This window comes from Xylella fastidiosa (genome assembly GCF_011801475.1).
Taxonomy (GTDB): domain Bacteria; phylum Pseudomonadota; class Gammaproteobacteria; order Xanthomonadales; family Xanthomonadaceae; genus Xylella; species Xylella fastidiosa.
Genome location: NZ_CP044352.1, coordinates 441206 through 460874, shown reverse-complemented (window position 1 = coordinate 460874; position 19669 = coordinate 441206). Strand labels below are relative to the sequence as shown.

Here is a 19669-nt window from a genome sequence, read left to right as displayed (position 1 = left end):
CACCATGCCGACGACGACAAACACCCTCAAAATCAGCGCTGCGGTGGTAATCCAAGGCCTGATTTACCGCCCTGGCACAATCGTCCAGATCCCTACGGCACTGGCGCACGATTTAATGCGCCGTGGCCGTGCTGAGCTTGCCGGTGATGCCGATGGCCCCGTGGCAGTGATCATCGACCCACCCAGCGGCGGAGCACCCACACCAAACACCTTGACCCCTACAGAAACCAACGAGAAACCTCCCCCCGCGGGAGTCGCCGTTGATGCACCACCCCTCCTGGGATGACCTAGACGCCTTCCTAGAAACCGATGATTTTGCCGTGACAGCCCAATTACACTCGGAGAAAACGGGGCGCGTCCATCAATGCACCATTGTTTTTGACGCGACCTACATTGATGCGGACATCGGCGACTACAGAATGAACGCCCCAGAACCCTCCTTTACCTGCAAAGAAAGCGATGTTATGGACTTCAAAAAACATGACTACGCCCGCATTGAAGATCGCCACTACCGCCTCACCCACGACCCACAACCGGATGGAACCGGCATGGCCCTCGTGCGGCTGGCCCCGATGGCGCCCCCATGATTGGCATCCACATCCACCCCCACAGCCTCACCGCCATCGCACAAGCACTCAACGCCACTGAAACGCAGATGGAACAGGCCCTGCGTTCGGCCAAAATCAAAATGGCGGCCTGGCTGCGTACCCGCTCCGTGCGCGGACTGAGCGATGCATTGCAACTCCAACAAAAGATCGTGCGCCGCCGCCTGCGCACCTATCGACAACGCGACCAAATGAAAGTGTGGTACGGCCTGAACCCCGTCCCCCTCCTATGGCTGAACCCCAAAGCCACCCCTAGCGGCGTCAGCGCCCTGGGCGGGCGTCAGATCAAAGGCGCATTCATTGCCACAGTGCGCGGCAAACGGCAGGTACTCAAACGCCTGGGCCGCGCCCGCTACCCCGTGGCCGTTCAAAAAGCAGACATTTACGCACCCTCCATGACCTATATCGAAAACGGCCTTCTTGACACAGCCACCTTTGAAGCACGCTTTTACACCCTGTTTGAGCACGAACTGCAATGGCGGACACACACACCGACATAAGCTTAGAAACCCTGCATACCGCCATCCGCGACCAAATTGCAGCGCACTTCCCAGACCTGGCCACCGTTGCGTTTTATCAGGACGATGAAGACCACCAACTGCCCATGCCCGCCTGTTTACTGACACTGAGTGAGATCGAACCGGCCCCCGAAAACGATGCAGGCACCGGACAATTCCCCGCCCTGCTGCGCTTTCAGGCACGGCTTGTCCTAGGGCACCGCGGCCCCTCCACCCACCTGCAAGCACGTCTGGCCGCCGCCGCCCTGGGCACCTGGCTGTACCAGCGCCGCTGGCGTGGCGTACCAACCGACCCCTGCCGCGTGATTGCCATCTACCCAGACGAATTCAACGCCGCATTAGATCGATACGTCGTCTGGACCGTGGAATGGCAACAACCCGTCTTTCTTGGCAACAGCGCCTGGACCCATGCAGGCACCCTACCCACCAACCTATGGCTGTCCTTCACACCGCAGACCGGCCCCTCCGTCCAAGACAGCTATCACCAGATCGCCCCATGAGACAGACACTCAACGAACACACCCGCCAATTAGCACACCTGATCCTCCAAGGGACCGTCGCCGAACTGGACCCTGCAACCGCCTGCGTGCGGATTGAAGCCGGAGAACTGCTCACCGACTGGCTGCCTGTCATGGCCTCACGTGCCGGAGCCGACCGCTCCTGGTGGCTGCCGCACCTGGGCGAACAAGTCATTGCACTGTGCCCCAATGGAGATTCGGCACTGGGCATCGTCTTGCCTGGCAGCCTCTACCAAGAGACCTTCCCTGCGCCCAGCAACACCGCCCACCAGCCCTGCCTGCTGTTTGGCGACGGAACACGCATCACCTACGACCGCCAAGCCCACGCCCTGACCGTAGATGCTTCCGCCGCATCCGGCACCGTCACCCTGATCTGTGCCACCGCCACCCTCAATGCCAGCGACCGCCTCACCTTGGACACGCCCAGCCTCCACCTCACCGGCAACCTCACCGTAGACGGCACCATTCACGCACAAGGGGACATCACCGCCGCAGACATTGGCCTACAACGTCACCACCATACGGCCCAAGGACCCAATGCACCGACCACCCCTGCACAGGGGTAGGCGTTCAAACAAAAGCGAACGTGAGGCGATCATGACCATTAACTGTTCAAGCCAGTACCTTTTAACGGTTAGGAACTCTTCACTTCGTTGAGCAAATCGGGGTGGCGATCCAGAAGCTTGAATAACTTAACCAAAGACAGCGGCGGCTTGGTTTTACCGTTCTCGTAACGTGAGAAAGCATTAACACCACCACCGAACAGTTCGGCAGCTTGCCGCTGGTCGAGATCAAGCTTCCGGCGTACCTTGGTAATGTAACCAGGATCGACGTAGGCCGAATTCACCTGACGTTGGAACAAGCCGACCAATTCGCTGTAACGATCACCATGTTCACGGTCCAAGACGACTTCGCCACAAGCCGGGCAGAAGTCGCCGGTCACCGTTGGGATACTAGTAGTTTCGCTCTTGTAGGTGTAAAGCATGTCGCGCGTGTCGTGGATCAGTTCTGCCGCGCCGCAGCATGGACATCTCATGGTCATAACTCCTTGAAGGAAACAATCAACACGTCATCAATGACAGTTAACTTCAGGTACACCTCATCACCGCTTGCCGTCTTGGCGTGGTACACATCCTGGAATACTGTGTGATCCGCGTAGGTCGTCATGCTCTTGTAGAAGTCGGCAGACGTGAGCGCCAAGACAACGGTGCACATTCCAGTTAAATCTTTGATGCCGAGCTCACGTGCTCCTTGGTAGGCGGTCGCTGTAGCCCTGACCTTGCCAGCTTTCACCAAGGCTTTGACGACTGGTAGCTTATAGTGAGATGTGCCTTTCTCCATGCACCATTTTAACTTATTAGGTTAATTTATCAAGTAGGTTAATTAGGTTAATTTTGAGATTTTCAGCAATTCCTACTTAACGTGCGACTAAACATGAAGGCGCGTGATCTTCGGGCGTGGCTGCTGACTAGCAACCCACAGGTCATACTTGAACTGCATGGCTGCCCACATCTCTGCACTGGTGCCAAGCGCATCTTCCAGGCGAAGGGCCATATCGGCAGAGATGCCATTGGTACCATTGAGAATACGCGACAAAGCCACACGGCTGACGCCTAGCTTTGCAGCCGCATTGGTCACAGTGAGCTCACCAAGATACTCACGCAACACTTCACCTGGATGTGCGGGATTGTGCATACGTTTCATCGTGTGTTTCCTAGTGATAATCCTGATAGTCGACCAAGATTGCGTCTTCGCCTTCAAAAGCAAACGTGAGGCGATAGTTGCCATTCACCCAGATGGACCAATGACCTTTTAAGTCAGCGCCTTTTAGTGGGTGCAGTTTCCAGCCTGGAGCATTCATATCTTCGGGGCGCTTGGCACTCTCCAACGCGGTGAGCTGGATACGCAGTTTGGCGGCGTGTTTGGTTTGGATACCAGCGGTTGATCCCTTGAGGAAGAATTGTTGAATGCCTTTGTGGCGGAAACTTTTGATCATCAGGCGGCCAGTATACCGTAAATGATCGGTATACAGCCAGAGGTGGTTATAACCAGTCGAACCCACATTAAAATACTGAACAAATGTTCCATATCATGTCCGCATCATGCGTTGCATATATCGGTAACCGATAAAAGAAACGCTAAGGAAAACCCGCCACAGGACACCGCCCAGTGAGTCCCCCCAAGCTGCTGAGCATGCGCGGAATGAACATGCACACCGGAAAGCCGCTTGATGGCATCGACCACCTGCGCCAATCGGTGCAAAACATCTTGAGCACCCCATTAGGGAGCCGGATCATGCGCCGTGATTACGGCAGCCGACTACCACACCTGCTTGATGCCCCGATCACACGTGCCCTAACAATGGACCTGTACGCGGCCACCGCACAAGCCCTTGCCGCACACGAGCCACGGATCACCCTGCGGCAAGTGACGGCCCGCGCCACCGCATCGGGCACGGTAACCCTTGTGTTGACTGCCCACTACCTTCCTGAGGGGAAAACCGTCACCCTAGACGGCATCCAGGTGCGTTGATGGACAACACTCTGACGGCGATTGATATCTCCAAGCTGCCCATGCCCGATGTCATCCGGCAAGTGGCCGCAGACGTGATCTTGCAAGAGATGCTGGCTGATCTGGCGGCACGTGACCCGACCCTGAAAAACCTCCTGCCCTCAGACCCCATCTACACCCTGTTAGAAGTGGCCGCCTACCGCGAAGCCGTGCGCCGCTACCAAAGCAATGAAGATGCCAAAGCCGTCATGGTGGCCTTGGCCAGCGATGCCGACCTAGATCATTTAGCCGCATTATTTCGCGTCAAGCGCCTCGTGTTGGAGGCAGGTGACCCCACTCAAGGCATCCCCCCGAGGATGGAGAGTGATGCTGCCTTTCGGCGGCGTATCGTCCTTGCACCGGAAGGCTACAGCGTCGCCGGTCCGGAAGGCGCTTACATCTACCATGCCATCAGCGCCCATCCCGACGTGCTTGACGTCAGCGCCACCAGCCCAACCCCTGGGGACGTCATCATCACCGTACTATCACGCAGCGCCAACGGACAGCCCTCACAAGACGTGCTTGACGCCGTGATGGCCGCTGTCAACCAAGAATCAGTACGCCCCATGACCGATCACGTGACCGTACAACCGGCACAGATCACTGACTACCAAGTTCACGCACGATTGCACACCTACGCCGGACCGGATGCAGCGGTCGTCCTGTCCGAAGCACACCGCCGCATCACCGCCTACACCACAGACACATTCCGCTTAGGGCGAGATATCGCCCTGAGTGGCCTGTATGCCGGACTGCATGTCGAAGGCATCCAACGCGTAGAACTCATCACACCACAACAGGGACTGACGATGGACCGTACCCAGGCGGCCCGCTGCACCAACATCACCGTCGTGCATGGTGGCGTGGATGAATGAACCCCTGCACAGCCTGCTTCCCCCCACGGCAACACCGCTCATGCGCACCCTGGAGCAAGTGATGGCACGCATGGCTGACATCCCGATCCCATTCAAACAACTATGGGACCCGCACACCTGCCCCGAGCCATTACTCCCCTGGCTGGCCTGGTCATTGTCCGTGGACACCTGGCGCAGCACGTGGCCCGTGCATATCAAACGCGCGCGTATTGCAGCAGCCATCGAGATTCAGCGTTGCAAAGGCAGCGTTAAAAGTGTGCGCGATGTGGTGCGCAGCTTTGGCGGAGACGTCCTCATCACCGAATGGTGGCAACAAAACCCACCGGCTGCACCGCACACCTTCACACTGCTGCTCACCTTATCCGGGCAAGGCGGCAGCCAGAGCACCGCCGAATTTGTCGCAGATGTCATTACAGAAGTCATCCGCACCAAACCCGTTCGCAGCCATTTCACCTTTACCCAGGGCGTGCACACCATCGGACAGATTGGCCTGCTGGGTGGCGCACAGATCACCGCGTACCGACGCCTACACCTCACCCAGGCCGCATGAGGATGTTATGACCCCACTCCAAATCACCATCACCCCCCAGGGCCGCGCCGCCCTAGTGAACGCCCAACATCATGGCACCGTCCCCGTGCGGCTGGCCTCTGTCGGCCTGACCGCACAACACTTTGACCCCACCGCGGCAACGATGCCTGATGAATCCAAACGCCTGACCACCTTCTCAGGCGGCGTGGTGGCCGCAGACACCATTCACATCACTATCCGCGATGCAACTAGCGACCAGTACGACGTCCGCGGCTTTGGCGTCTACCTGGATGATGGCACCTTATTTGCCACCTACTCCCAACAGGACATCATTCTCAGCAAATCCGCATCGGCCATGCTACTGCTGGCCATTGATGTTCGCTTCGTAGATACCGATGCGACTCAACTCTCCTTCGGTGAAACCTCCTGGAACAACCCACCGGCGACACAGACAGTGGCAGGCGTGCTCACCTTGTCCAGCAACGCCCAAGCCATCGCGGGCCTGGAGGATCGCAGCGCCATACCGCCTACCGCATTGAAAGCCACCCTGGATCACCGCCTAGGCGAAGCCGCCCCTTCCGACTACGCCAAAACACTGCTGGCCAGCGCCGATGCGCCCACCCTCCGCCACCTGCTGGGCCTAGGCGATGCTGCCGTGATGGACACCGGATCAGGAAAAAACTTGGACGCAGATTTACTTGACGGCTATCACGGCACCTACTACCTACAATGGAGAAACCTCCAGAACACACCACAGACCTATCCACCGAGTGCCCACCAGCACGCCAGCAGCGATATCCCAGAACTGGCCTCGCAACTAGATACTCTGGTGAAAAAAACAGGAAGCCTCATGACAGGCTCGCTCCAATCCCAAGGCACCCTGATTGGTGACTCCCACCGGAACCACACTCGGTGCCATGCTATCCACAATGGCTGCCGAACATGGCATGACCTGGGCGATCTCCCCGTCGCTCACAGGCGTCGCGCTACCCCACATTGATCAGACAGAAGAATCAGATATCAACGTCCTGCTACGGCTAGCACAGCGTTACGATGCGATTGCTAAACCTGCCGGAGGTCGACTGATCTTTGCCAAACGCGGCGAAGCTAAAAGCGTCACAGGCATTGATATGCCACGCATCACCTTAACACCTGATGAGATTGCCTCCTGGCAAATGACCTACGCAACGCGGGACAGCCCCGGCACAGTGATTGCCTTCTATCGCCTGGCACGCCGCGCTGAACTGCATCAAGTCAGTGTCGGTGACGGGCATCCCGTTCACCGCATCAAACAATACCTGCCTGATGCCGCCGCCGCCATCGCTGCTGCTCGGGGTGAACTCTCACGCCGCGCCCGCGCTGAAACCAAACTCACTCTAGAGATGGCAGGGCGTGCGGAGCTGTCCGCAGAAGCCGTCTTGACACTCAACGGCTGGCGGGAAGGAGTGAATGGTGATTGGCTCGTCACCCGTGTGCAACATGGCCTAGACAAAAACGGCTACCGATGTAGCATCGAAGCCGAGCGGCCCAACAACCATCCAGATGTTGCTGCCGCCATCAACACGCAAGTACGCGATCAAGTCGTACGCCCGTCCCGCACCCATCATCAGAAAACATAAGGGCCTGCTATCGGTTCCGCATTCTCTGATACCTCAATGCGGCATTTTCCGATACCACCACCCCCACCGCGTCCAGCATATTAACCCTGCCGGACGCGGGGCCATTAAGGCCGCTCCATCCGCGAGGCGCTGGAGCAGCGCCTTTTCCGGCAGCTTATCCGCTTTGATTAACGAAATATTTTGCGCAGCAGTCCAGTTAAACGAAATTCTTTCTTGAGATTGCGGTTACTGATGAATTGGCCGTGAGTTTCAAGGTTAAGGTTCAAAGACGGAAAGCCCAATATGCGCTCCGCAATTTCTCATCCCCATCAAAAATCCCCTGAAAATAACAATTAGTAATTTTACTCATTATGGAGTTTAAATTAATATAAAATATATTTTTAAGATAAATTTACATTAGAGATAATCAACACGAAACAAGCCGTTCTAGGCGATCAAACAGTGCAGTCCAGAACACCGTCGGCAATTCAACTCGCAACGGCACGCTGAAAAACCAATCGTCAGCAAATGCACGGCATTTGACCGCATCCTTCTCGGTCATCAACACAGGAAGTCGACTACCAAAGGTAAAATCCTCTGCCCGATAAAAGTGATGATCCGGAAATGCATGCGGCACCACGCCAATACCACGCTGACGCAGCATCGAAAAAAAACGTTCCGGATGTGCGATACCAGCAACGGCATGCACACGTTGTCCAGAAAAAGCATCCAACGACCGCCGTCGGGAACCTTGTAACGACTGCGCGTGATCAATGTGTAAACGCATCTGCCAGTCACTGGGACCAAACCCAGACGTTGGTCGATCACTATACTGACCTGCATTGAGCACACGAAAATCGCAAAGGCGACCACGCACCATCGGCTCACGCAGCGGACCAGCGGGCAACAGATGCCCATTGCCGTAACGACGCTGACCGTCGATGACTTCAATCTCGATATCACGCATCAACCGATAATGCTGCAACCCATCGTCACAAACCACGATGTCACAGCCTTCCGCAACCAAAGCACGCGCTGCCGCACTCCTATCAACATCCACACGCACACGCATGCCGGTCTTCCAAGCGATCATTGCTGGTTCATCGCCAGCCAATTCAATTGGCGTATCTGGTTGAATCCAGCGGGGAGTCTTAGGATCACGGCGACCATAACCACGGCTGGCGATGCCCGGGGTCCACCCTGCTTCACGCAGGCGTGCAACTATTTCGATGGTTAACGGCGTTTTACCAGTACCTCCAGCAACCAAGTTACCGATCACCACGACGGGTACAGCCACTCCATAGCGACGCCGCCAGCCGCGGCGATAGGCCAAACGACGCAAACTGACTGCACCAGCATAAATGACCTCCATGAACCGCATGAATGGCGGCACCGGAACCTGCCCATACCAATACTCAGGAATCCTAGAACCACGTCCACTACTCATGTTGGACGTTCGCGAAATTGCATGCTGTACAAATAAGCGTACAACCCATCACGTGCCAACAGATCGACATGGGTACCAGACTCAATGATGCGCCCCTGGTCCATCACCAACACCTGATCCGCATGCTTGATCGTTGACAGTCGATGCGCAATCACAAGTGTGGTGCGCTCCGGCATCAAGCGCTGCAACGCATCCTGCACTAAGCGCTCAGATTCGTTATCAAGCGCAGCCGTGGCCTCGTCCAGGATAAGAATCGGCGCATCCTTCAGCATCGCGCGCGCAATGGCCAAACGCTGACGTTGTCCCCCAGAAAGACGCCCCCCCTTAACCCCAACCTGAAACTGTAATCCCTCTGGAAGTTGATTCACAAAATCCTGAGCGTTTGCATCAACCACGACACGTTCAATCTCCTCAGAAACGACCTGACGCATCTCACCATAAGCAATATTATCCGCGATGCTGCCATCGAACAACATGACCTGCTGCCCTACCAATGCAATCTGACGGCGCAGATCAGCTAAAAGATAATCCTGTAATGGATGGCCATCCAACAATATCTGCCCAGACTCCGGCTCGTAAAAACGCGGAATCAACTTGATTAAACTTGACTTACCGCTTCCTGAACGACCAACAATCGCAGTGACCGTGCCCGGTGCAGCAACAAAGCTGACACTATCCAGCACAGGAGCAGACCGACCAGGATAGCGTGCGGTGATCCCGCGGAACTCAATTAATCCTCTGGCACGCCCCAACGGTCGTCTGCCAGTATCAAGCTCATCAGGACTATCTAGTACCGAGAACAGACGTTGTGCAGAAGCAATACCGCTCTGCAACATGTTCTGTACATTGGTCAACTGTTTCAACGCGGGAATAACCGCGATCATTGAAGTCATCAGCGAGACAAAATCGCCTGGACTGAGGCGACCGGCCAAAGCTTCATGGCCAGCAATGAGCAACAACATTGCCAACCCAACCGCACCAAGCAATTGAACCGCCGCCGAAGAGATACTACGTGTCGACTCAACCTTTACCGCCAAACCCAAATTGATATTGGCCAACCGAGCATAGCGCTCCAACTCGCTCTCTTGCGCGGCATACACTTTAACGTCCTGGTAGTTGCTTAACGCTTGATCGGCAGCTTGCATGAGCTGCGCATTACTCTCTTGGATGTGATGGCTGATACGACGGTAACGCTTAGCAACCCGCTGCATGACCCAAGCCAGCAACGGAGCGACCAAAAGGATGGCGAGCGTGACCGTCCAGCTGTACCACAACATCACAACCAACGCACCAATCACCTGAAGTGTCTGCTGCACCATCACCTTCATCGCGTCGATAACCGCATGCGCAACTTGCTCACTGTCTGAACCGAGTCGCACCAACATCGAAGCCACTGGCTCACCGTCAAAACGGCTACCAGGCAAACGAAAATATTTGGTCAGGACACACACACGAAAATCCCGAGCAATGCTACGCGCGGCGCGGCCCATCGCCATATCAGTGATATAGCCAGCAATGCCGCGTAACAAAAACAAACCGACAATTCCAAGAGGCAGCCACAGGGCCACCTCACGGTTTCGCTCGATAAAGGTTTCGTTGGTGATGGGCTTCATCAACGCCAGAAAGGTAGAACCAGCAACTGCCTCAAGTAAAGCACCACATGCAGCAACAACGAGTAACCAACGATACTCCCGCGCATACGACAGCAAGCGACGGTACGTCCGCCAGGGCGTGGCATAACGCATGGCCCCTGATAAGACGTTCACCGAGCTGTTCCAACTTTATTAGCATCTGGTGCAGTGGCGATAGCGATATGCCGGAAACCGAGTTGGCCCAATGCATCCTGCACAGTGACCACCGCCTGATATGGAGTACGCGCATCAGCACGTAGCAGAACGGTCTGCTCACGGTCATCGCCAGCAACATCAGCAATGCTACGCTTCAATGACTCAACATCGGTCCGCAATACCTCATGATCGTTAATGAAGTAGTGTCCATCCGCATTGACCAGTATGCTTAACGCCTTGGATGGCACCGACTTATGCTGGTCGCTGGCATTGGGCAACTGAAGTTGCAACGTGGAACGAGCATCGAACGTTGTCGTTACTACGAAAAAAATGATCAAAACCAAAATCACATCAATCAGCGGGACCAAATCGATGTGTGGCTCGTCTTCGAGACGCTGATTCCCTATACGCATCTCATCAATCCTTGGTGACAGCATTGGGGTGCGCCACTTCGGCATTTCTTCCTTGAATAGCAATCTGAAGACCATCAATCGCATCCAGCAAGAGCATTGCCTCTTGCTCCATCTCAATCACGTACCCAGTAATTCGCCCCTTGAAATAACGATGAAAAATCAGAGCGGGAATCGCAATAATCATACCTGTAGCAGTGCAAACCAATGCCTTGCCAATCCCTCCAGCAAGCTGATTCACATCGCCCACGCCATAATCGAGAATCCCCAGGAACATTTGAATCATACCGACCACAGTACCTAGCAAACCAAGTAAAGGACCTGCAGAAGCAATCGTACCGAGTGCATTCAGAAAACGCTCCATGCGATGCACCAGATGGCGCCCTGTATCCTCAATACGTTCACGAATCATTTCACGTACGCCACCTTTTACATCCAAAGCGGCGGCCAATAGCGCACCAAGCGGAGAATTACGGCGCAGAGACTCAAGATGATTTTGGTCCAATTTGCCACGCCTCACCCACTCACGAACCTCCCGACCCAGCCCCGACGGCAATACCTCATTACGACGCAGAGTCCACAGCCTTTCAAGCACAATCGCCAATGCAACAACACCTAACATCAACAGCGGCAACATCGGCCAGCCGCCAGCCTTTACCAGTTCCAGCATGTCTCGTTTCTCCGACGCTCTTTGGATACATCTTCAGTGGCGGATAGGATAGCAGCGGATCGGCGACGTTCGACCGCATCCCAGAATCGACGACGCCAAACACGGCGTTCACGTAACTGCAGACCCTGCTGTCCAACCCAAATCCGTACTGCGCCGCTATGCGCAGTAAGCAACACATCTGCCGTTTCACTCCAGCTCTCCACCACCGAACAGCGCGGATGACCGAAGCGGTTACCATCACCACTGGATACCAAAGCTAACCGCGCATTAACCGCACGGACAAACCCAAGCGAGGAAGAACCGGCGCTCCCATGATGCGGTACGACCACCACATCGGCACGTACACTCTCACGATCCTGACTCAATAAACCACGTTCGACCACTTTGCCGATGTCACCCGTCAACAAAGCACTGCCCCAGCGCGTGTCGATACGCAATACACAACTGGACTCGTTACCTAAATACCTCGAATGCGGTGCAGGATGTAAGAAACGAAACTGGACTCCATCCCACAGCCAACTGTCCCCAGCACTGCAACGGCGCTCAACGTCGAGTGGAGCATCCGGAGGAGCGTAGCTGATATCAACCGGATAAGCCTTCAGGACCGCGGGCAAACCTCCGACGTGATCACTATCAGCATGACTAGCCACCAATGCATCCAAGCGACGGATGCCACTGGCACGTAATGCCGGCACCACAACACGCTCACCGGCATCGAAACCATCATTCACTGCTGGACCTGCGTCGTACAACAACGTATGGCCTGAAGTACGCACCACAATCGACAGTCCTTGCCCCACGTCCAGCATCTGCATCTCAAACTCCCCGGGGCGGGGACGCTCACGCTCAGGCCACAACAAAGGCAACCACAGCAACAGCGCCAACCACTTACCAGGCGTACCGCGTGGTAACAGCAACCAAAACGCTCCCAGCAAGGCCAACCCCAATGCAACACCATCAGATTCCGGCAACCACCACAATGCGAAATCAGTCTGTGCCAAGTATTCGAATAGCTGCCAACTCCATTGGAAAAAATTCCCCCCCAAACGCCACATGGGGCTACCCCACCCTGGCACTAACGCTTCCAGCGCAGTCCCTAACAACGCCAGCGGTACAACGACAAAGGTCCATAACGGAATCGCAATCAAGTTAGCCAAAGGCCCAACAAACGAAACCTGACCAAATAAAGCCACGGTGAATGGTAATAACCCAAGGGTTGCAACACCTTGTGCCGATAAGAAGCCACGACAAGACGCGGCATGACCGTCTTGCATACACCACATTAACCAAGCGACACCGGCAAAGCTGAGCCAGAAGCCAGCACTAAGAATGGCTAATGGATCCCAAACAAGTACGACAAGCAAGGCAAGCCCCAGGACATGACCCGGCATGGCACGACGCCGAGTGAGGCGCGCCAATGCGACGATGCCGATCATCAAAGCGGTTCTCACTGTGGGCAGTGACGCCCCAGCCAGGACGGTGTAGCCGGCTGCGGCCGGTACCGCAATGAGTGCCATAGCGATTGGCCGCGGCCAACGCCAAGCCAAATGTGGGAAAACTCGCCACAGCAACGACACAAGCAACGCACAGGCACCAGCGACCATACCGACATGGAACCCCGAGATCGCAATCAAATGCGTCAGCCCTGTAGCGCGCAATACTTCCCAATCCTGTTGAGACAAACCCCGGGTATCACCCAAGGCCAACGCACGTAAATACACCGACGCTTCCAACAACACCGCATCAGCAATACGCGCAGACATCCGTTCCCGCCAAGCATTGATGCCAGTGGCTGCCGCAAGCTCACGTGCCATCGTCGGCATACGTACGTAACCGGTCGCAACAATCCCCTGGGCTAGGGCATAACGCTCGCTGTCGAAACCTCCGGGATTCATCAAACTGTGCGGCGCACGCAGACGCACGTGCAGCTGCCATACAGATCCAGCATGCAATGCACTGCGTGGCCCCGGTACTACCGCCTTATTCTCGTCATACCAGGATAACTGCAGCAGTCGACCACGCAGCGCTGGTTCCTGATCTTGATCGGTATCAACACGCAACAAGAAACGTGTACGCCTGGTCTCTGGAACCGGCAAAGAAACGATCCGACCACGTAACACCAGATCACGGCCCTCCAACGCGAACGACAATTGATGTCGCAAACCAAACTGACCATGCAAGCAACAGTTAGCAAAACCAAACAACACCACACCGCACCAAGCAACACGGCGCACGACAACAGCGAGCATTACTCCGACAAACAGAAAAATCCACAACACCCATACGGGCGGTAATCGCGGCAAGGTGAGTGCAGCAAGACAACCCAGCAGCAACGCAACAGCACTCGGCAACAACGCCGGAAACGCGAGGTAACGCAGGCACGCTGCGTGCCGGATCACACTTAACACGTCAACCCAACATCGCTGCAACATGTGTCGCTGCTCAGGTTTCATATCGTCCATATCGTCACCGGCATCGACCGCAGCCAATATCACATCCTTCGATAACCGCTCCGTTCTTTTAGGAAGGGTCACAAATCACTTTCTTGAGATCAAGGTAACCGTCATGCACTGGCGATGCGGCCATCGAAGTCAGCCTAGTTCACTTAGATTAAGCAACGTAGTGGATATCAGCGCATGCGGCTGTAAGAATTGACGCCGCATCATGATCGGTCCGTTCTCACGGACCCGCACCATCATTCATCATGATTGGCATATCGTGGTGGAATCACTTGGAACATCACCGCCGCACCAGTTTAACCACCAAAAACAGAACCAAGGCATGCAAGGACACACCCGGGACTCCACACTCAGACTTCTGCTGAGGTCAATTCGCGCAAACCACCTTGATACAACTCCAGTACCCGATCCAGGCATCTTGCCAAGCCGCGATCATGTGTCACCAGTACCAAACTGGTTCGCTGCGCACGATTGAGTTCGAGCATCAATTCAAACACCGTGCTGGCGGTACGATTGTCGAGATTTCCGGTCGGCTCATCCCCAAGCACACAATCAGGAGAATTGGCCAAAGCCCGCGCAACCGCAGCACGTTGCCGTTCACCCCCGGATAGCTCACTTGGCTTGTGATTCAGACGATGCCCCAATTCGACCGCTTCCAACAACATCTGTGCGCGCATCTTAGCGCTGCATACACTCTGACCAGACAACAACACCGGCATCATCACATTCTCCAATGCAGTAAATTCCGGCAACAAGTGATGGAACTGGTAGATAAACCCCAATGTTTTGTTACGTAAGCGACCACGATCCCCATCAGACAAGGCCGACATACGTTGCCCAGCGACGTACACTTCACCCGCAGTTGGAACGTCGAGTCCGCCCAGTAAATGCAGCAGCGTGCTTTTACCAGCACCAGAGGCACCAACAATCGCCACCGTCTCGCCACGCATAACTTGCAAATCCAGCCCATCAAACACTTGGGTCAGTAACTTACCCTCAGAATAGGTTTTTCCAAGGGACTCGGCTCGAATCACCGGGCCGGTCAATGCCTGGGGAGTACTGCGCTCATTCATAACGCAGCGCCTCTGCTGGCTGAATCCTGGCGGCACGCCACGCCGGGTACAAGGTGGCAATGAAACTCATTGCCAACGCCATCAGAGTAATCACTACCACATCAGGGAACTGCATATCGGTCGGCAGGCCAGTGATGTAATACACATCCTCCGGAAGCAGGGTAATGTTGAACGTGGATTCAATCAATTTCAGGATTCGCTCCAGATTCCAAGTCAGCACCACACCACCGATCACGCCAGAGAGGGTACCGATGATGCCAATCAACGACCCCTGCACCATAAATACTCGCATCACCCCTGCTGGCGACAAACCCAAGGTGCGCAAGATGGCGATATCGGCTTGCTTATCAGTGACCAACATCACCTGCGAGGACACCAAGTTGAAGGCGCCCATCGCGATGATCAGGGAGAGCAAAATGCCCATCACCGTTTTTTCCATCTTCAATGAACTGTACAGATTGGCATTTTCGCGTGTCCAGTCGCTCACCAGATAGGGGCCATTCAGGCGGACCGCCAAGTCACTCGCAACGTCCCAGGCATGATCCATATCGTGCAATTTCAAACGCACGCCGGTCACACCGTCCATCCGCATGATCTTCTGCATATCCTCCATATTGACCACCGCTAAGCCACGGTCGATTTCGTTGTAGCCGACTTCAAACAAGCCACTGACGGTGAAGCGCTTCATCCGTGGCATCGTCCCCACTGGAGTGGTCTGAGTTTGACTGAGGAGCACGATCACGCTGTCGCCGACATCAACGCCTAACCACAAGGCTAACTCCTTACCAAGCAAGATGTTGTACTCACCGGGCTTGAGACTATCAATTGAACCAACCTTCAATTTCTGCGCCAGCACCGAAACCTTAGTTTCCTGGTTGGGCACGATGCCACGCATCATCGCAGGCTGATGACGCTCCCCCTGGAGCAACGCTTCACTCTCGATGTACGGCGCAGCACCAGCGACGCGGGGATCAGTCATCGCCAACGCAACTGCATGCTGCCAATCATGCATCGGTGCTCCCTGCGCACTCACCGTTGCGTGTGCAGACATTTGCAACAATCGGTCACGAATCTCTTTCTGAAAGCCGCTCATCACTGCCAAGGTAGTAATCAAGACAGTCACTCCCAGAGCAATGCCCAGGATGGAAGCCATTGAAATAAACGAGATGAAACCATTGCGCCGCTTGGCACGCAGATAACGCAAACCGATCGCAACAGAAAGCGGATTAAACATTGAGACCCAACTGATAGTGAAGCGGCTATGGTGCCATTGACGGCACCTGGGACGAAAGCTGACGCGCTTGCATGACCAGACGCAACTGACGCCGCATGGCTACCGACAATGTATCAGGCCAAAACAACAGATACATACGGCAGCTATCCGGAACACGCCAAGAAACCGTCACCAACGGGCCGTACCAGGAGACGTGCAATTCTTTAACCGGCATCTGGTTGAACAAAGGTGGCTCATCGCCAGAAGGAATCAGCAAGACACAACAAGGGTGACAAACAACACGGCGCAGCTCCCAAGCACCACCGCAGGCGGCCAATAGAACACCGCTCCAACGCAAGGTAAGATTTAAGTCACACCGTAGCAGCGCAACGCAAGCCAGTAGCGTCAAAGCAAACAACGCAACCAACAGCCATCGAGACGGTGACCACTCAAGCAGGCAAGGCCCGCATGGTAACGATGAGAGCGGCAAACGACGCATCCTGACAAACCTCGTACCCCATCAACCAACGCCACAATTTATCGTCCTCACAATCCAAAAAGCGTAGGAAAACACCGCGCTCCGCCTCAGACGCTTGCGCCCAGCAATGTGAGAGATAGCGATCAAACAGGTGATCCAATTCACGCATCCCACGTCGGCTACGCCAACGTAGTTTGTTCAATTCAGCCGGTTTATCCATCGTAGGTTCCTCGGCAGTAGCACGCTGGCATCGGCAATAGCGCAAGCAGCAGAGGCGTCAATTTAATACCAGCACTACCTTCGTTTGGTGACTAATGCATCCTATTCGCATTCTTTAGTCTCAGGCGCGACGCAGCATCATCAGTTTTTTGATCTCGGCAATGGCCTGAGCGGGATTCAATCCCTTCGGACAGGTTCGCGTGCAATTCATGATGGTATGACAACGATATAACTTGAATGGATCCTCGAGATCATCCAAGCGCGCGCCAGTATCTTCATCACGTGAATCGATAATCCAGCGGTAAGCCTGCAGCAAGATCGCCGGACCCAAATAGCGATCACCATTCCACCAGTAACTCGGACAACTCGTCGAGCAACAGGCACATAGAATGCACTCATACAAACCATCAAGCTTCTTGCGGTCCACAGGAGACTGCAATCGCTCACGATCAGGCGGCGGCGGGGTCTGAGTACGTATCCAGGGCTTAATAGAAGCGTACTGCGCATAAAAGTGAGTCAAGTCGGGGATCAAATCCTTGATCACGTTCATGTGAGGCAGTGGATAGATCGGGATCTCAGATATGGTGCATGCACTAATCGCCTTGGTACAAGCTAACGTGTTGGTCCCATCAATGTTCATCGCACATGAGCCACAAATACCCTCGCGGCAAGAACGACGGAACGTCAGAGTCGGGTCGATCTCATTCTTAATCTTGATCAACGCATCCAAAACCATCGGGCCGCATGTATCTAGATCAATTTCGTAGGTATCGGTACGCGGATTGGCATCATCATCCGGATTCCAACGGTAGACCTTAAAGGTGCGAGCATTTTTAGTACCGCTTTTGGCGGGGAAATGCGTCCCCTTACCGATCTTCGAATTCTTAGGGAGAGTGAACTCTGCCATGACATTTATATCCAGCTAGGTCAATAGACGCGCGGCTTAGGAGGTATCACATCCACGTCTTTGCTGAGCGTGTACATGTGCACAGGGCGGTAGTCAAAACTGCATGAGCCCTTTTCGTCGACACTGACCAATGTGTGTTTCAACCAATTCTCGTCATCGCGATCTGGATAATCTTCATGCGCATGAGCACCACGGCTCTCTTTGCGCTGTTCAGCCGAGTTAATCGTAGCCAGTGCGTTTAACAGCAAATTGTGGAGCTCGTAGGTTTCTATCAAATCCGAATTCCAAACAAGTGAACGATCAGAAACCTTGACGTCATCAAACAAGGCAAAGATTTCATTCATCTTTTCGCACCCTTCTTGCAAGGTCTTACTCGTACGAAACACCGAAGCATCAGATTGCATGGTACGTTGCATCGTGTCACGAATCACCGCTGTCGGCGTGGAACCATCAGCATGGCGAAGTTTATCAAGCAAGCCCAGTGCCTTGTCGCAACTATCCGAGGGCAATACCTTATGCGGCTGATTTGGTTTGATTGTTTCGGAACAACGATTGGCAACCGCACGACCGAATACCACCAAATCAAGCAACGAATTCGATCCCAAACGATTGGCACCGTGCACCGATACACAGGCCGCTTCACCAACCGCATATAGCCCCGGCACCACTGCATCAGGATCATTACCAACTTTACGCACCACTTCGCCATGGTAATTGGTTGGAATACCACCCATGTTGTAATGCACTGTTGGCAGCACTGGAATCGGCTGCTTGGTCACATCCACGCCAGCGAAGATACGCGCACTCTCGGCAATGCCAGGCAATTTTTCTTGGATCATGCTCGGACCCAAGTGAGTCAAATCAAGCAATATATGGTCTTTGTGTTCACCAACGCCGCGCCCCTCCCTGATCTCAATAATCATTGAGCGACTCACCACATCACGAGAGGCCAGATCCTTGTAGTGAGGTGCATAGCGCTCCATGAAGCGCTCCCCGTTAGAGTTACGCAAGATTCCTCCCTCACCACGCACTCCTTCGGTGATGAGGCAGCCAGCCCCATAGATTCCTGTGGGATGGAACTGCACAAACTCCATATCCTGCATCGGTAAACCGGCACGCATCACCAAGCCACCACCGTCACCAGTACAGGTATGAGCAGAAGTTGCACTGAAGTACGTGCGACCGTAGCCACCGGTCGCCAACACGACTCCATGGGCACGAAACAGGTGCAAGGATCCCTCGGCCATGTCCAACGCCAACACGCCACGACACAAACCCTCGCTGTCGAAGATCAGATCAAGTGCAAAGTACTCAATCATGAAACGCGCGTCGTGCGCCAATGCTTGCTGGTACAAGGTATGTAACATCGCATGGCCGGTTCGATCAGCTGCAGCGCAGGTACGCTCTGCCCGCGGCCCCTCACCGTAACGTGTCGTCATCCCACCAAATGGCCGCTGGTAAATCTTGCCTTGTGCAGTACGAGAGAACGGAACACCATAGTGTTCTAGTTCGATCACAGCCGGGATTGCCTCACGGCACATGTACTCAATCGCATCCTGGTCACCCAGCCAGTCTGACCCTTTGATGGTGTCATAAAAATGGTAACGCCAATCATCCTCCCCCATGTTACCAAGCGCAGCGGAGATACCACCTTGCGCAGCGACGGTATGCGAACGCGTCGGGAATACTTTTGTCAGACAGACAGTCTGTAAGCCTTTATGAGCCAAACCGAACGTGGCACGTAGACCAGCACCGCCAGCACCAACGACAACCATGTCATATTTGTGTTCGGTAATTGTATAAGCGGACATCG

The 19669-nt window shown here is 54.7% G+C and carries 24 protein-coding genes and 1 pseudogene; 10 read left to right on the top strand and 15 right to left on the bottom strand.

From position 1 onward, the window contains the following. The first annotated feature begins 4 nt into the window (after positions 1–4). From F7G16_RS01965 to F7G16_RS01945, 5 genes are read left to right on the top strand one after another with little or no spacing between them, the layout of a single operon-like run. The gene (locus F7G16_RS01965; protein ID WP_159241635.1) at positions 5–286 is read left to right on the top strand and encodes a hypothetical protein; all 282 of its coding nucleotides are present in this window, start codon (positions 5–7) and stop codon (positions 284–286) included. Further along, entirely contained in the window at positions 264–587 is a 324-nt protein-coding gene (locus F7G16_RS01960) for a head-tail joining protein (protein WP_011097935.1), read from the top strand. The genes F7G16_RS01965 and F7G16_RS01960 overlap by 23 nt, the downstream gene beginning before the upstream one ends. Continuing rightward, a complete protein-coding gene (locus F7G16_RS01955; protein ID WP_011097614.1) occupies positions 584–1105 on the top strand; it encodes a hypothetical protein in 522 nt (173 codons plus the stop codon). Before F7G16_RS01960 ends, F7G16_RS01955 begins: the two co-directional genes overlap by 4 nt. After that, a complete protein-coding gene (locus F7G16_RS01950; protein WP_011097613.1) occupies positions 1081–1623 on the top strand; it encodes a hypothetical protein in 543 nt (180 codons plus the stop codon). Before F7G16_RS01955 ends, F7G16_RS01950 begins: the two co-directional genes overlap by 25 nt. Continuing rightward, a complete protein-coding gene (locus F7G16_RS01945) occupies positions 1620–2207 on the top strand; it encodes a phage baseplate assembly protein V (RefSeq protein WP_011097612.1) in 588 nt (195 codons plus the stop codon). The genes F7G16_RS01950 and F7G16_RS01945 overlap by 4 nt, the downstream gene beginning before the upstream one ends. 68 nt (positions 2208–2275) lie before the next feature. Here the strand turns inward: F7G16_RS01945 and F7G16_RS01940 are convergent, their stop codons facing one another. From F7G16_RS01940 to F7G16_RS01925, 4 genes are all read right to left on the bottom strand, one after another. After that, positions 2276–2677: a type II toxin-antitoxin system MqsA family antitoxin gene (locus F7G16_RS01940; RefSeq protein ID WP_004090697.1), complete on the bottom strand. Its 402-nt coding sequence runs from the start codon at positions 2675–2677 to the stop codon at positions 2276–2278. 2 nt (positions 2678–2679) lie between these two features. After that, positions 2680–2982, bottom strand: a complete 303-nt coding sequence (locus tag F7G16_RS01935) for a type II toxin-antitoxin system MqsR family toxin (RefSeq protein WP_004090696.1) — start codon at positions 2980–2982, stop codon at positions 2680–2682. An 87-nt stretch (positions 2983–3069) separates the two neighbouring features. Further along, positions 3070–3345, bottom strand: a complete 276-nt coding sequence (locus F7G16_RS01930) for a HigA family addiction module antitoxin (protein WP_004085172.1) — start codon at positions 3343–3345, stop codon at positions 3070–3072. 10 nt (positions 3346–3355) lie between these two features. After that, a complete protein-coding gene (locus tag F7G16_RS01925) occupies positions 3356–3637 on the bottom strand; it encodes a type II toxin-antitoxin system RelE/ParE family toxin (RefSeq protein WP_004090695.1) in 282 nt (93 codons plus the stop codon). A gap of 197 nt (positions 3638–3834) precedes the next feature. Here F7G16_RS01925 and F7G16_RS01920 point away from each other — a divergent pair, with 197 nt between their 5' ends. The 5 genes and pseudogenes from F7G16_RS01920 to F7G16_RS01900 all read left to right on the top strand — a co-directional run bounded on the left by F7G16_RS01920 (position 3835) and on the right by F7G16_RS01900 (position 7214). Continuing rightward, positions 3835–4173, top strand: coding sequence for a GPW/gp25 family protein (locus F7G16_RS01920; RefSeq protein WP_004090694.1), 339 nt, complete (start codon positions 3835–3837; stop codon positions 4171–4173). Further along, on the top strand, positions 4173–5066 hold the full coding sequence (locus F7G16_RS01915) for a baseplate assembly protein (protein WP_011097611.1): 894 nt from the start codon (positions 4173–4175) through the stop codon (positions 5064–5066). Before F7G16_RS01920 ends, F7G16_RS01915 begins: the two co-directional genes overlap by 1 nt. Next, positions 5059–5616 (top strand): phage tail protein I, encoded by a 558-nt coding sequence (locus F7G16_RS01910; protein WP_011097610.1) that lies wholly within the window; start codon positions 5059–5061, stop codon positions 5614–5616. Before F7G16_RS01915 ends, F7G16_RS01910 begins: the two co-directional genes overlap by 8 nt. A gap of 7 nt (positions 5617–5623) precedes the next feature. Then, positions 5624–6541: pseudogene (locus F7G16_RS01905) on the top strand (hypothetical protein); the annotation flags it as partial. Further along, positions 6513–7214 carry a phage late control D family protein gene (locus tag F7G16_RS01900; protein ID WP_228446162.1) on the top strand — a complete coding sequence of 234 codons (702 nt, stop codon included), beginning with the start codon at positions 6513–6515 and terminating at the stop codon, positions 7212–7214. The pseudogene F7G16_RS01905 and the gene F7G16_RS01900, both read left to right, overlap by 29 nt. Before the next feature lie 406 nt (positions 7215–7620). Here the strand turns inward: F7G16_RS01900 and lpxK are convergent, their stop codons facing one another. The 11 genes from lpxK to sdhA form a co-directional block, all read right to left on the bottom strand. Further along, positions 7621–8640 carry a tetraacyldisaccharide 4'-kinase gene (lpxK, locus tag F7G16_RS01895; protein ID WP_004089261.1) on the bottom strand — a complete coding sequence of 340 codons (1020 nt, stop codon included), beginning with the start codon at positions 8638–8640 and terminating at the stop codon, positions 7621–7623. Beyond that, positions 8637–10385, bottom strand: coding sequence for a lipid A export permease/ATP-binding protein MsbA (gene msbA, locus F7G16_RS01890; protein ID WP_004089264.1), 1749 nt, complete (start codon positions 10383–10385; stop codon positions 8637–8639). The genes lpxK and msbA overlap by 4 nt, the downstream gene beginning before the upstream one ends. A gap of 17 nt (positions 10386–10402) precedes the next feature. Continuing rightward, a complete protein-coding gene (locus F7G16_RS01885) occupies positions 10403–10840 on the bottom strand; it encodes an ExbD/TolR family protein (RefSeq protein WP_004089267.1) in 438 nt (145 codons plus the stop codon). Between the two features lie 4 nt (positions 10841–10844). Continuing rightward, positions 10845–11507 carry a MotA/TolQ/ExbB proton channel family protein gene (locus F7G16_RS01880; RefSeq protein ID WP_004085189.1) on the bottom strand — a complete coding sequence of 221 codons (663 nt, stop codon included), beginning with the start codon at positions 11505–11507 and terminating at the stop codon, positions 10845–10847. After that, positions 11492–13969, bottom strand: coding sequence for a DNA internalization-related competence protein ComEC/Rec2 (locus tag F7G16_RS01875; protein WP_038231910.1), 2478 nt, complete (start codon positions 13967–13969; stop codon positions 11492–11494). Before F7G16_RS01875 ends, F7G16_RS01880 begins: the two co-directional genes overlap by 16 nt. A gap of 347 nt (positions 13970–14316) precedes the next feature. Then, a complete protein-coding gene (gene lolD / locus F7G16_RS01870; RefSeq protein WP_004089270.1) occupies positions 14317–15039 on the bottom strand; it encodes a lipoprotein-releasing ABC transporter ATP-binding protein LolD in 723 nt (240 codons plus the stop codon). Continuing rightward, positions 15032–16273 carry a lipoprotein-releasing ABC transporter permease subunit gene (locus F7G16_RS01865; RefSeq protein ID WP_004089276.1) on the bottom strand — a complete coding sequence of 414 codons (1242 nt, stop codon included), beginning with the start codon at positions 16271–16273 and terminating at the stop codon, positions 15032–15034. Before F7G16_RS01865 ends, lolD begins: the two co-directional genes overlap by 8 nt. A 25-nt stretch (positions 16274–16298) precedes the next feature. Next, positions 16299–16679 (bottom strand): hypothetical protein, encoded by a 381-nt coding sequence (locus F7G16_RS01860; protein WP_011097604.1) that lies wholly within the window; start codon positions 16677–16679, stop codon positions 16299–16301. A 22-nt stretch (positions 16680–16701) separates the two neighbouring features. Beyond that, positions 16702–16950, bottom strand: a complete 249-nt coding sequence (locus F7G16_RS01855) for an FAD assembly factor SdhE (RefSeq protein ID WP_004089280.1) — start codon at positions 16948–16950, stop codon at positions 16702–16704. Positions 16951–17070: 120 nt separating this feature from the next. After that, entirely contained in the window at positions 17071–17856 is a 786-nt protein-coding gene (locus F7G16_RS01850) for a succinate dehydrogenase iron-sulfur subunit (RefSeq protein ID WP_004089282.1), read from the bottom strand. Positions 17857–17876: 20 nt separating this feature from the next. Continuing rightward, the gene (sdhA, locus tag F7G16_RS01845) at positions 17877–19667 is read right to left on the bottom strand and encodes a succinate dehydrogenase flavoprotein subunit (RefSeq protein ID WP_004089284.1); all 1791 of its coding nucleotides are present in this window, start codon (positions 19665–19667) and stop codon (positions 17877–17879) included. Between the last annotated feature and the right edge of the window lie 2 nt (positions 19668–19669).

Excerpts from the sequence above, each read along its gene's own strand:
- F7G16_RS01965 (WP_159241635.1), top strand. The coding sequence starts at position 5 with ATGCCGACGACGACAAACACCCTCAAAATCAGCGCTGCGGTGGTAATC.
- F7G16_RS01960 (WP_011097935.1), top strand. The coding sequence starts at position 264 with ATGCACCACCCCTCCTGGGATGACCTAGACGCCTTCCTAGAAACCGAT.
- F7G16_RS01955 (WP_011097614.1), top strand. The coding sequence starts at position 584 with ATGATTGGCATCCACATCCACCCCCACAGCCTCACCGCCATCGCACAA.
- F7G16_RS01950 (WP_011097613.1), top strand. The coding sequence starts at position 1,081 with ATGGCGGACACACACACCGACATAAGCTTAGAAACCCTGCATACCGCC.
- F7G16_RS01945 (WP_011097612.1), top strand. The coding sequence starts at position 1,620 with ATGAGACAGACACTCAACGAACACACCCGCCAATTAGCACACCTGATC.
- F7G16_RS01940 (WP_004090697.1), bottom strand. The coding sequence starts at position 2,677 with ATGAGATGTCCATGCTGCGGCGCGGCAGAACTGATCCACGACACGCGC.
- F7G16_RS01935 (WP_004090696.1), bottom strand. The coding sequence starts at position 2,982 with ATGGAGAAAGGCACATCTCACTATAAGCTACCAGTCGTCAAAGCCTTG.
- F7G16_RS01930 (WP_004085172.1), bottom strand. The coding sequence starts at position 3,345 with ATGAAACGTATGCACAATCCCGCACATCCAGGTGAAGTGTTGCGTGAG.
- F7G16_RS01925 (WP_004090695.1), bottom strand. The coding sequence starts at position 3,637 with ATGATCAAAAGTTTCCGCCACAAAGGCATTCAACAATTCTTCCTCAAG.
- F7G16_RS01920 (WP_004090694.1), top strand. The coding sequence starts at position 3,835 with ATGCGCGGAATGAACATGCACACCGGAAAGCCGCTTGATGGCATCGAC.
- F7G16_RS01915 (WP_011097611.1), top strand. The coding sequence starts at position 4,173 with ATGGACAACACTCTGACGGCGATTGATATCTCCAAGCTGCCCATGCCC.
- F7G16_RS01910 (WP_011097610.1), top strand. The coding sequence starts at position 5,059 with ATGAATGAACCCCTGCACAGCCTGCTTCCCCCCACGGCAACACCGCTC.
- F7G16_RS01900 (WP_228446162.1), top strand. The coding sequence starts at position 6,513 with ATGCTATCCACAATGGCTGCCGAACATGGCATGACCTGGGCGATCTCC.
- lpxK (WP_004089261.1), bottom strand. The coding sequence starts at position 8,640 with ATGAGTAGTGGACGTGGTTCTAGGATTCCTGAGTATTGGTATGGGCAG.
- msbA (WP_004089264.1), bottom strand. The coding sequence starts at position 10,385 with ATGCGTTATGCCACGCCCTGGCGGACGTACCGTCGCTTGCTGTCGTAT.
- F7G16_RS01885 (WP_004089267.1), bottom strand. The coding sequence starts at position 10,840 with ATGCGTATAGGGAATCAGCGTCTCGAAGACGAGCCACACATCGATTTG.
- F7G16_RS01880 (WP_004085189.1), bottom strand. The coding sequence starts at position 11,507 with ATGCTGGAACTGGTAAAGGCTGGCGGCTGGCCGATGTTGCCGCTGTTG.
- F7G16_RS01875 (WP_038231910.1), bottom strand. The coding sequence starts at position 13,969 with ATGGACGATATGAAACCTGAGCAGCGACACATGTTGCAGCGATGTTGG.
- lolD (WP_004089270.1), bottom strand. The coding sequence starts at position 15,039 with ATGAATGAGCGCAGTACTCCCCAGGCATTGACCGGCCCGGTGATTCGA.
- F7G16_RS01865 (WP_004089276.1), bottom strand. The coding sequence starts at position 16,273 with ATGTTTAATCCGCTTTCTGTTGCGATCGGTTTGCGTTATCTGCGTGCC.
- F7G16_RS01855 (WP_004089280.1), bottom strand. The coding sequence starts at position 16,950 with ATGGATAAACCGGCTGAATTGAACAAACTACGTTGGCGTAGCCGACGT.
- F7G16_RS01850 (WP_004089282.1), bottom strand. The coding sequence starts at position 17,856 with ATGGCAGAGTTCACTCTCCCTAAGAATTCGAAGATCGGTAAGGGGACG.
- sdhA (WP_004089284.1), bottom strand. The coding sequence starts at position 19,667 with ATGTCCGCTTATACAATTACCGAACACAAATATGACATGGTTGTCGTT.